Genomic DNA, 10314 nt, shown 5'->3' on the forward strand with positions numbered 1-10314 from the left:
TCTTAATCAGGCCTACCGAAATCGAGAGATTTATCTCTCAATATAATAATAAATATTTAATCGGGTTTTAGAAACCCAAAAAGGCCGGTGGCAAAATACCACCAGCCGATCCGACTAGATGCCGAACTTTTGAGAAACAAGCAACATTATTACTTGATTTCGACAGAAGCACCTGCTTCTTCAAGAGCTTTCTTAAGCTCTTCAGCTTCTTCTTTAGAAGCGCCTTCTTTAACAGTTGCTGGAGCGCCGTCAACCATTGCTTTCGCTTCTTTAAGGCCTAGACCAGTTGCGCCACGTACAGCTTTGATAACGTTAACTTTCTTATCACCAGCACCAGTAAGAACTACGTCGAACTCAGTTTGTTCTTCAGCAGCCGCGCCAGCATCGCCAGCAGGACCTGCAGCTGCAGCAACAGCTGCAGTTACGCCGAATTTTTCTTCCATTGCTTCGATCAGTTCAACAACGTCCATTACAGACATTTCTGCTACTGCATTGATGATATCTTCTTTAGTTAGAGCCATGACTCAGATTTCCTAACATTTTGTAGTTGCCTGTAGGGCAACAAAAACCAATTGAATTCAAGTAAGTGCGTTTCAGTATTACGCTGCTTCTTGTTCTTTCTGATCGCGAATCGCCGCAAGAGTACGCGCAAGTTTGCTTGTCGCACCTTGAATAACGCTCATTAGTTTCGCGATTGCTTCGTCGTATGTTGGCAATGTTGCCAAACGATCGATGTCGCCAGCTGGGATCAACTCACCGTTGAACGCCAATGCTTTCACTTCAAATTTGTCGTTCTCTTTCGCAAAAGTTTTCAACAAACGAGCCGCCGCACCTGGGTGCTCGTTAGAAAATGCGATAAGAGTTGGACCAACGAAGCTTTCTGTCAAGCATTCGAAGTCAGTGCCTTCAACTGCGCGGCGAGCCAGTGTGTTACGTACTACACGTACATAAACACCCGCTTCGCGTGCTTGTTTGCGAAGAGCAGTCATGTCAGTCACGGTTACACCGCGAGAGTCAGCTACTACAGCAGACAAGGCGCCTTTAGCAACTTCGCTAACTTCGGCGACAATGGCTTTTTTGTCTTCTAGACCTAATGCCACTGGTTTTCTCCTGGATTAGCAGGGCTACGCCCCAAATTTACCAACTCTCCGAAAGAAACCTTTCGGAGTACTTACTGGTGATTTGGATCCAGTTTATGTTCTGAATCGGGCCACACCATCTGCGCAGGACAAGTGCTTCTCAACACTATAATTAAATCATCGACTCCTGCGGTCTTTGACGGCCTATACACAAGGTACAGACCCCAAAGCTCTGACTTAGAAGCTTAACGCACCTAAATCAATTTGTAGACCAGGTCCCATTGTAGAGGACAAAGTCACTTTCTTCATGTAGATACCTTTTGAAGACGCTGGTTTAGCACGACGCAAGTCAGCTAGAAGCGCTTCAAGGTTACCTAGGATAGCATCTGCAGCGAAGTCGATAGAGCCAACGCCAGCGTGGATGATACCATTTTTGTCAGTACGGTAACGTGCTTGACCTGCTTTTGCATTTTTAACTGCAGTCGCAACATCAGGTGTTACAGTACCCACTTTAGGGTTTGGCATAAGACCACGAGGACCAAGAATCTGACCTAGTTGACCAACGATACGCATCGCATCTGGAGAAGCGATTACAACATCAAAGTCTAGGTTGCCAGCTTTAACTTGTTCAGCAAGGTCTTCAAAACCAACGACATCTGCACCCGCTTCTTTAGCGGCATCAGCGTTTGCACCTTGAGCGAATACAGCAACGCGAACGTCTTTACCTGTACCGTTAGGAAGCACTGTAGAACCACGAACAACCTGATCAGATTTACGTGGGTCAACGCCAAGATTTACAGATACGTCAACAGACTCTTTGAACTTAACAGTAGATAGTTCAGACAGAAGAGACATTGCTTCTTCTACAGAGTACAGTTTTGTTGCGTCTACTTTTTCAGCGATCAAGCGAGCGCGTTTAGTTAGCTTAGCCATTAGTTCACACCTTCAACGTCTAGACCCATTGCACGTGCACTACCTGCGATAGTACGTACGGCAGCATCCATGTCAGAAGCAGTCAAATCCGCTTGCTTCGCAACAACAATCTCTTCTAGTTGAGCACGAGTAACCGTACCAACTTTCTGAGTGTTTGGACGTGGAGAACCACTCTTCAAACCCGCTGCTTTTTTAAGCAAAACAGAAGCCGGAGTAGATTTCGTTTCAAATGTGAAGCTACGGTCACTGTATACAGTGATGATAACTGGTGTAGGAAGACCCGCTTCAACGCCTTGTGTTTTCGCGTTGAATGCTTTACAGAATTCCATGATGTTCACACCGTGTTGACCTAGTGCAGGACCAACTGGTGGACTTGGGTTCGCTTGACCCGCTTTAACTTGTAGCTTGATATAAGCTTGGACTTTCTTAGCCATTTTTTACTCCAGATGGGTCACAGCCCGAAGGCTACCCGATTAGTGCTATCAGGTTTTCTCAACCTGACTAAATTCCAAATCAACCGGTGTCGAGCGCCCAAAAATAAGCACCGCCACTTTGATTCGGCTTTTATCGTAGTCAACCTCTTCAACCACACCATTAAAGTCAGCAAATGGACCTTCGTTAACACGAACCACTTCACCCACTTCAAACAATGTTTTCGGACGAGGTTTATCCACACCCTCATTGACTCGCTGCAGAATCGCATCTGCTTCACGATCAGTGATAGGGGATGGCTTGTCCGCTGTACCGCCAATAAAGCCAAGCACACGCGTTGTACCTTTGACTAGATGCCAAGAGTCATCATTCATATCCATTTGGACCAACACATAGCCCGGATAGAACTTACGTTCACTCTTACGCTTCTTGCCATCGCGAATCTCAACTACTTCCTCTGTCGGAACCAGGATATCGCCAAAATAATCTTCCATACCCATAATGCCAACACGCTCATTGAGCGAGCGCATTACGTGCTTTTCATAACCTGAGTACGCTTGTACCACATACCATCGTTTCGCCACGAGCAACTCCTAACCTATTACTGCGGAAACGATCCAACCAAGGAGCGAATCAACTCCCCACAGTACGAGAGACATAAAAATAACAACCGCCAAAACGATCAACGTTGTTTGAACCGTTTCCTGTCTCGTTGGCCATACAACACGACGAATTTCGGTCTTCGCCTCTTTCGCTAATTTCGCAAAAGAACGCCCTTTAGCCGTATTCAGCGCAACAAAGCCAGCAATACCAGCTAGAACCAAAACAGCAATCAAGCGATACAGCAATGACTCAGCAGAAAAATAATTGTTCCCAACGACCGCCACAGCAGTAAGAAGGACAACAATCGCCCACTTAAAAACGTCTCCGCGAGACTCTTGAGTTTCAGCACTCGAACTCATACTTCAGGTGATCCCTAGCTAAGAAATTGGATACGAAATATGGCAGGCCAAGAGGGACTCGAACCCCCAACAGCCGGTTTTGGAAACCGGTGCTCTACCAATTGAACTATTGGCCTACATTCGTATGGGCGGAGAATTATACCGACTCACTTAGATTTAGCAAGCAGTATTGCCCAAAAAACAGACAATAAAATTGGCAACTATAAATCTGCCAGTTTTAGCATTGAGAAATGCTGGAGCTCATGAGCAGATTTGAACTGCCGACCTCACCCTTACCAAGGGTGTGCTCTACCAACTGAGCTACATGAGCATAAGCTGGAGCGGGTAGCGGGAATCGAACCCGCCTCTTCAGCTTGGAAGGCTGAGGTAATAGCCACTATACCATACCCGCGAATTAATGGTGGAGGGAGGTGGATTCGAACCACCGAAACTTTCGTGGCAGATTTACAATCTGCTCCCTTTGGCCACTCGGGAACCCCTCCACGATTTCCAAAGCATTGGTAACAACGCCTCAAAAGGTGGGAGCCATTATATGAATCAGATTTTCAATTGCAAGCACTAGCAAGGATTTTTTTCTATTTTTATTAACAGCTTGGATAAATCCAATGTTTGTAAGAAATTTCGCCATGCCTGCTCTGTTATCGGTTGATCCAACAGTAATTCATAGAGCTTTACACTCCGCTGATGTGGATACACGTTTACGGGCATCCCTGAGCGCTCTGAAATCGACTCCTGCGCCTGCTCGGCCCGCTCCTGAGAAGAAAACAAACCTAATGAAATTCGATTTTTCATGTCGCCTCGAGAAATGATATAGCTGTCTATACGCTTTAATTTTAGTCGAGCAACTATATCCTGTGCCTGGGCTGTTGTTGCAGGCGCTGATATATAAAGCCAAAATTTATCTCGCTTACCCGTCGCTTCTTGCTGAGTAAATGCTATTTTTGCTTCGTTGAAAGCCTCAGTCACTAATCGACGATCTGCATCACGCTCTAATACCACAACTGGGCAGAGCAGGTTTTCTGTCTCAACGACTGTCGCAGCGTCATTTTTCAACATATTATTTACAGCCTGCCCTACCTCATTCGCTACGCTTTCAGCCGTCGACGCAGGCGCATTCGAATACACATTTGTGCTCATGGCAACATTACTATCAGGCAGCGCTTCTCCAATTAAATATATTTTCTCACTCACTGGCGGGGCATATACAGGCGCTTTCTCTATTTTGGTATCAGCCGCAGAAAAGCCCAACCATGCAACAAGCCCAGCGTTAGCGAGAATCATCAGCAAAAACAACCATTTCATTTATTTAGCACCCTTCAATCGAGCATCCAATACAAACTTGGCACCTTTCGCCACAAGATGCTCATCTAACACATAATCAATCGCTAAACGGTTCATTAGTGCTTGGCTTCCCCCACCGGTCGCCAACCATTTCGCCTGTCCATGCCTCTCATATAATCGCTGAATAAACCCTAAAGCCATCTCTAAACAGCCTGCCGATACGGCATCCGCCGTGCTACTAGGAACCCCTTCTTCTAAAGAGACTTCCGCGGCATCATAGCGTATCTTAGCAGTTTGACTGACTAGGCTTGACTCCATCAACGCTAACCCGGGAACAATATAGCCACCTAGATGAACCCCCTCGTCGCTTACGAAGTCTGCTTTTATCGCTGTTCCAGCATCTATAACAACCACTGGTCCACCATAGACATGATAGGCCGCGATTGCACCCAACCATCGATCCACCCCTAATCGTTGTGGCTCCGCATAAGAATTAATCACACCACATGCCTCTGATTCGGCCTGAATGCTATGCATCGCTGCTTCAGGATAAGATCGGCGCAAGAGCGAAGTAAGTACGGCATCATGTTCAGCAGAACGCACGCTCGCGAGCACAATGTTTTGAGGTGAGCCGATGCGATCTGTACTCGGTAACTCTTGCGCCCATTTATCCGTTATTCTATCCCCTTTAAAGAGGGTCCACTTAACTCGGGTATTACCGGCATCAACGATCAGCGTACTATTGTTTGCGCACACTAATTTCCCCTCCATGAAGAAGCTCGACCCCTTCATTGGTTTCTAGCTTTAGCGCTCCATTCTCATCCACTCCTCGGGCGATCCCGACTTGCTGACGCACACCGCTATAAACAGTCACAGGCTGATTGTAAAGTATATCTAATGCTTGCCATTGCGAATGATAGTGCTCTAGGCCTTTGCCTTTCTCAAAAACTTCACACATTTCCACTAAGCCTTGAGTAATTTGAGCAATAATGTCATTACGATCCGGCGTATAAGACAAACGTGACGTTAGGTCTGTCCAAGGCTGATCCACTCTCTTTTGCTGCTCTGTTGTCGATTCAACGTTTAAGCCAATACCTATAATGACACGACATACATCTTGATCTGCAACTAACTCCAGCAAAATACCGCATATTTTATGACCATCTACGTGAATATCATTGGGCCACTTCAAACCAGGGTTAGATACCCCCAAGCGTCGCAACACCTGAGCAATAACCACCCCAACCGCCAAACTCAGCCCTTCAACGACACTTGGGCCTTGCTCAAACTTCCACGCGAATGACATGGTTATGTTTTTCGCCACTCCGCTTTCCCAAACACGACCACGTCGCCCTTTACCTTGCGTTTGATGCTCTGTCACTACCAACGCAGGCAACCGAGCCCCCAACGCCACTTTCTGTTTTAATACATCATTGGTTGATGGTGTTTCAAAAGGAATGTCGATTGCAACACTTGGATCAACGCCTGCGCTTCGCAAACGCGCCTCTTCTAACAATATGATCGGCTCAGGAATGCGATAACCTCTTCCTTTGACAGAATGGACCGTAATACCAAATGTCTCTAGTTTCTTAAGGCGCTTCCAAACGGCTGCCCGAGTGACCCCTAAGGCCTCCCCAAGTTCTTCACCTGAATGAAACTTACTGTCACTCAGCAAGGCTAGAACTTCTCTCATGTAGAGCACTCCGCTTAACTATTCTTACAATTCACGTGTTTTCGACACAAAGACGGATACACGTTCCATTAAATCATCAAAATATGGGTTCCAAGACAGCCTTGCTGCGACGTCACTCAGTGAAGACAGTTGATCTGATCGCTCGCCAAACCAATTATGCTCAGCTTCACGACACTCTTGATAACGACTTTCTTCACCTAGGTACCACGAGCAAATACGGTATTCACCCCGCTCACCGTAATACGGATTATCAGGCGCCCCATGCACTGCCATATGAGCCAGCCCAAAGATACGTTGTTCGGGCAAGTCGGTATTAATGATCTCCACCTGTTCATCAAAGGCCGCTTGCTGATTCGCGCTGTAGAGCACCATTTCACTGTATGGGTGATCTTTAAATGACGTATTAAAAACCTCTAGAGTCACTGACGAGTCAACTGTTGCATCTTCTTCAGATAGAGCCAAAAACACAGGCACTTTGGCTGGTGCATCCACTACAATCTGTCGCACTTCTTTCGCTAATTTATAGGCTTCTGCAATCGCTGGGACAGGGATTGATGCATACTTTGCATAGTCATCTGACTCATGATGATCTAGCCAATTAATAAAAGGAGAAAGCAACGGTGCAAGCCAATCAATACTGCTGTTGATCTTGAATAAAGGGGAAAACAAAACGACGCCTTCAACGACAGAAGGATTATTCCATGCATACTCTGTCACCAGCGCACCACCGGTTGAAAAGCCCGCCAGATAGACAACATCAACCTGTTGAGAAAACTGCTCTGTCGCATTGGCTACCGCTTGACGCCAATCATCGCGTGTGACGTTAATAAGGTCTTCCGCTTTAGTACCGTGCCCAGGTAGTATCATCACTCGAGTATAAAAGCAGCTATCCGACAGCGCTTGGGCGGAGTCTCTTAAAGCAAAAGGAGAGTCAGAAAGACCATGAAACATAAGGACACCAATTTTCGGCCCCGAGCAAGACTTATCAGGAAAACGCTCATAGGGCAGCACGGCCTCTACCTCCATAGCACCTTTATTTGCGTCTACCCAAGCCTTACGGTCAGTGATGAAATGACTAAGGCGTTCACGGTATTCCACAAAAGGCTCGTCCTTCAATTGCACCCACTCATTAGCAGAAATACAACACGATATACTGGCAAGTAGAAAAGTCATTACAAATCGATGCAGGCGCATTGTTCTATCCCATTGAGCATTTAAACGAAACGCTTATCATAGCGGATATAAAACAAATCACTAGCATCAGGCAACGAATTTGAACAGTTCAATCGACCCAAGGCCCGTTGAAGCTCTATGGTTTCCGCTTGTTAAGAAGTTCTATCAAGCGTATTACCCAAGCGCAAAGCCAAACAAATCAGAGCCAGTATGGGTTATTAAAGATGGAGCGTTAATAAAGTCGGCTGTGCGACTAAAACCGCTAACACACTGTGTACTTCTAACCGGACTCGTCACACACCCCGACTATCGAAATAGAGGTTATGCCGCAGCGCTTTTAGCCGCCCTAAAGCCAACGCTCGAAAAACAAGCCAGTTACTGTTTAAACCAGCCGGAACTTATAGAGTTTTATCAACGCAGCGGCTTTGAACTGATTGGGAACGAAAACATCCTACCCCAAGATCTTTACGGAAGACTGCAACGTTATAGAGCAAAGCAACCTAACCTAGTTGCTATGCGGTTCGTCAGTTAACACTTGAATTAAAAGCGCCCCAAATCATGGGGCGCCTCTAATTACTTTAAATGACCGGCATTATGCAGAGCGCGATCGTCTTTAGCTGGAGGCGTCCATTGATACATCCATGTTTCAGACAGTCTTTGACCATTCGCTTCCAAATATACTTTGATATTAATCGGCTCTTGCGAGTCGTCTAAAGGAACTAAATCGAACATGGCACGGTAACCACCAATGTGCGCTTGAGGGCGGGCAGAGGTAATCTCAACACGCCCACGTGAGGCTTCGATCACAGGCTTCACTTCAGCCGTCTTACCTAGCATATCGAAAATATCACCTTCGAAGTCGATCGCAAAACGCTTGCTATAGTATTCACGCTTCTTACCCACTACGCCACCGATGCCAGTATAAGTGCTCTGCACCGTAGCTTTACCAGATTCAAACGGTGCTTGACTGCCCCAATACATGTTATAGCTGAATAAAAACTCTTGCCCTGGCTTGATGTCTTGAGCAGGGTTCCAAAATGCAACAATGTTATCGAATGTTTCATCCAGCGTTGGAATCTCGACTAATTGCACCGAGCCCTTGCCCCAATCGCCAATCGGCTCAATCCAGAGACTAGGACGCTTTTCATAAAACACACCATCGTCTAAATAGTGATCAAAGTTGCGATCGCGTTGCATCAAGCCAAATCCTTGAGGATTGTTGTCCATATAGGCATTGAAGCGCAGCTGTTCAGGGTTACCTAATGGCCGCCAAATCCAATCGCCATTGCCGGTCAATAACTCTAAACCATCAGAGTCGTGAATCTCAGGACGCCAGTCATAGTTTGTACGACGGTCATTTTCACCAATCATGTACATGCTGGTCAGTGGCGCTACCCCTAAACGCTCAATTTTTTTGCGTGGGTACAACGCTGAGTCAACACGCATGGTCAACGGCTCTCCAGCCTTCATATCAAAGCGATATGCACCTGTAATACTCTCAGAATCCATCAACGCGTAAATCGTTATCGTGTCTGAGCCCGGCTGCGGTTTTTCAAACCAAAAATGCGTAAAGACAGGAAACTCCTCAGGCTTATCCATCGCCGTGTTCACCGCTAGACCACGTGCTGACAAACCATACTGCATTTCAGCTCCGACAGCACGGAAGTAGCTCGCCCCTAAAAATGCAACGATATCACGCTCCCAGTCTGTGCCGTACTGCATGCGAAAACCTGCAAAACCTAAGTCTTTTGGTAAGCGATCGCCATTAACGGGGGTTTTACCGTAGTCAAACATGTCTGCATCGTATTCCACCGGATGCGACTTACCGTCCTCAATGACGTTTATTTGAACCGGGGATACAAACCCTTGCCCTAAGTGGAAAAAACCCGCGCGAAAATCCGTGTCTTCTTGCTGCCATAGACTTTCATCGCGTTTGAAGTGCAATTGCTGATATTCATCCCAGTCGAGACTAGACAGAACTTCCGGCACCTCACCTTTATGACTCTTATAAGCCTTCTCAGAAAGATTCTTGGCATACCCTTTAAGCCATGCGTAATCAAACTCACTCCCTTCCTCAGGGTTCACTGATGGCGTTACAGCACATGCTGTCACACTTGCCAATGCACTCACAGCCAACAGCGCTTGCATAGCGCTTTTCTTTAGCTGTCCCAGAAACATCCTTTGCTTAAGACTTTGATAAGATGACAAAACGATACCCTTTGAATTCCCATGAAGTAATGAGTACTAATGCTACGAAAAGACGTTTTAGACATATACCTGACTTTAGGTAAAGAAAGTTGAATTAGTCAGCACTAAATTCATAAGAGAAGCAAATGGATATTCGGCCTTTCTGACCGATACCATAAAACGCAGTCTCTTGATGTCACGCGTCGAAGCATGAGACAGGCGCAAGCGGGACATAAAAGAGGATGCGCAATCTAGCTGCGTTGATGCCTGAGGTGCGGAAAACCGCAGACACAAAAAAGCCCTGACAGCATCGCTATCAGGGCTTCCTTTGTATGATGCTTGACGACGACCTACTCTCACATGGGATCTCCCACACTACCATCGGCGATGGCGCCTTTCACTTCTGAGTTCGGGATGGGATCAGGTGGTTCAACGCCTCTATGATCGTCAAGCAAACGGGTTTGCGATCGTTTTGGGGGGCTTCTGTTTGCCTTAGCCAAAACACGCAAGTTCGTGAACTTGAGTCTTTAACAATAAAACTTTTGAAATAGTGATAACCAAGTATCAAACCAGT

The 10314-nt window shown here is 46.4% G+C and carries 12 protein-coding genes, 4 tRNA genes and 1 rRNA gene; 1 reads left to right on the forward strand and 16 read right to left on the reverse strand.

The window, feature by feature from the left end; translation table 11 throughout:
• Positions 1 to 149 precede the first annotated feature (149 nt).
• The 14 genes from rplL to AYW76_RS17240 form a co-directional block, all read right to left on the reverse strand.
• Entirely contained in the window at positions 150 to 521 is a 372-nt protein-coding gene (gene rplL / locus AYW76_RS17175; protein ID WP_067037049.1) for a 50S ribosomal protein L7/L12, read from the reverse strand.
• A gap of 78 nt (positions 522 to 599) precedes the next feature.
• Positions 600 to 1100 (reverse strand): 50S ribosomal protein L10, encoded by a 501-nt coding sequence (rplJ, locus tag AYW76_RS17180; protein WP_067037047.1) that lies wholly within the window; start codon positions 1098 to 1100, stop codon positions 600 to 602.
• A 216-nt stretch (positions 1101 to 1316) separates the two neighbouring features.
• Positions 1317 to 2012: a 50S ribosomal protein L1 gene (gene rplA, locus AYW76_RS17185; protein ID WP_067037046.1), complete on the reverse strand. Its 696-nt coding sequence runs from the start codon at positions 2010 to 2012 to the stop codon at positions 1317 to 1319.
• Positions 2012 to 2446 (reverse strand): 50S ribosomal protein L11, encoded by a 435-nt coding sequence (gene rplK, locus AYW76_RS17190; protein ID WP_067037044.1) that lies wholly within the window; start codon positions 2444 to 2446, stop codon positions 2012 to 2014. Before rplK ends, rplA begins: the two co-directional genes overlap by 1 nt.
• 48 nt (positions 2447 to 2494) lie before the next feature.
• Positions 2495 to 3028, reverse strand: coding sequence for a transcription termination/antitermination protein NusG (nusG, locus tag AYW76_RS17195; protein ID WP_067037042.1), 534 nt, complete (start codon positions 3026 to 3028; stop codon positions 2495 to 2497).
• Positions 3029 to 3037: 9 nt separating this feature from the next.
• On the reverse strand, positions 3038 to 3406 hold the full coding sequence (gene secE, locus AYW76_RS17200; protein WP_067037040.1) for a preprotein translocase subunit SecE: 369 nt from the start codon (positions 3404 to 3406) through the stop codon (positions 3038 to 3040).
• A 40-nt stretch (positions 3407 to 3446) separates the two neighbouring features.
• Positions 3447 to 3522, reverse strand: a tRNA-Trp gene (locus AYW76_RS17205).
• 118 nt (positions 3523 to 3640) lie between these two features.
• A tRNA-Thr gene (locus tag AYW76_RS17210) sits at positions 3641 to 3716 on the reverse strand.
• 6 nt (positions 3717 to 3722) lie between these two features.
• Positions 3723 to 3797: transfer RNA gene (locus AYW76_RS17215), tRNA-Gly, on the reverse strand.
• A gap of 7 nt (positions 3798 to 3804) precedes the next feature.
• Positions 3805 to 3888: transfer RNA gene (locus AYW76_RS17220), tRNA-Tyr, on the reverse strand.
• A gap of 76 nt (positions 3889 to 3964) precedes the next feature.
• On the reverse strand, positions 3965 to 4708 hold the full coding sequence (locus AYW76_RS17225; protein WP_067223476.1) for an SPOR domain-containing protein: 744 nt from the start codon (positions 4706 to 4708) through the stop codon (positions 3965 to 3967).
• Positions 4709 to 5443 (reverse strand): type III pantothenate kinase, encoded by a 735-nt coding sequence (locus tag AYW76_RS17230; RefSeq protein ID WP_231872646.1) that lies wholly within the window; start codon positions 5441 to 5443, stop codon positions 4709 to 4711. It abuts the gene before it with no gap.
• Positions 5427 to 6380 carry a biotin--[acetyl-CoA-carboxylase] ligase gene (locus tag AYW76_RS17235; protein WP_067223484.1) on the reverse strand — a complete coding sequence of 318 codons (954 nt, stop codon included), beginning with the start codon at positions 6378 to 6380 and terminating at the stop codon, positions 5427 to 5429. Before AYW76_RS17235 ends, AYW76_RS17230 begins: the two co-directional genes overlap by 17 nt.
• Positions 6381 to 6404: 24 nt before the next feature.
• On the reverse strand, positions 6405 to 7574 hold the full coding sequence (locus AYW76_RS17240) for an alpha/beta hydrolase (RefSeq protein WP_067223487.1): 1170 nt from the start codon (positions 7572 to 7574) through the stop codon (positions 6405 to 6407).
• 79 nt (positions 7575 to 7653) lie between these two features.
• Here AYW76_RS17240 and AYW76_RS17245 point away from each other — a divergent pair, with 79 nt between their 5' ends.
• Positions 7654 to 8085 carry a GNAT family N-acetyltransferase gene (locus AYW76_RS17245; RefSeq protein ID WP_067223491.1) on the forward strand — a complete coding sequence of 144 codons (432 nt, stop codon included), beginning with the start codon at positions 7654 to 7656 and terminating at the stop codon, positions 8083 to 8085.
• A 41-nt stretch (positions 8086 to 8126) separates the two neighbouring features.
• Here the strand turns inward: AYW76_RS17245 and AYW76_RS17250 are convergent, their stop codons facing one another.
• Together AYW76_RS17250 and rrf are read right to left on the reverse strand one after the other, a co-directional pair.
• Complete coding sequence (locus tag AYW76_RS17250) at positions 8127 to 9701, reverse strand: glucan biosynthesis protein (RefSeq protein WP_231872647.1); 1575 nt, start codon at positions 9699 to 9701, stop codon at positions 8127 to 8129.
• Positions 9702 to 10077: 376 nt separating this feature from the next.
• Positions 10078 to 10192: ribosomal RNA gene (rrf, locus tag AYW76_RS17255) — 5S ribosomal RNA — on the reverse strand.
• Positions 10193 to 10314: the final 122 nt, after the last annotated feature.

Origin of the sequence: Marinomonas gallaica, from assembly GCF_001639745.1 — a bacterium.
GTDB classification, from domain to species: domain Bacteria; phylum Pseudomonadota; class Gammaproteobacteria; order Pseudomonadales; family Marinomonadaceae; genus Marinomonas; species Marinomonas gallaica.

Coding starts and splice junctions, on each gene's coding strand:
- AYW76_RS17235 (WP_067223484.1), bottom strand. CDS start 6,380: ATGAGAGAAGTTCTAGCCTTGCTGAGTGACAGTAAGTTTCATTCAGGT.
- AYW76_RS17225 (WP_067223476.1), bottom strand. CDS start 4,708: ATGAAATGGTTGTTTTTGCTGATGATTCTCGCTAACGCTGGGCTTGTT.
- rplA (WP_067037046.1), bottom strand. CDS start 2,012: ATGGCTAAGCTAACTAAACGCGCTCGCTTGATCGCTGAAAAAGTAGAC.
- secE (WP_067037040.1), bottom strand. CDS start 3,406: ATGAGTTCGAGTGCTGAAACTCAAGAGTCTCGCGGAGACGTTTTTAAG.
- rplK (WP_067037044.1), bottom strand. CDS start 2,446: ATGGCTAAGAAAGTCCAAGCTTATATCAAGCTACAAGTTAAAGCGGGT.
- AYW76_RS17240 (WP_067223487.1), bottom strand. CDS start 7,574: ATGCGCCTGCATCGATTTGTAATGACTTTTCTACTTGCCAGTATATCG.
- rplL (WP_067037049.1), bottom strand. CDS start 521: ATGGCTCTAACTAAAGAAGATATCATCAATGCAGTAGCAGAAATGTCT.
- AYW76_RS17250 (WP_231872647.1), bottom strand. CDS start 9,701: ATGCAAGCGCTGTTGGCTGTGAGTGCATTGGCAAGTGTGACAGCATGT.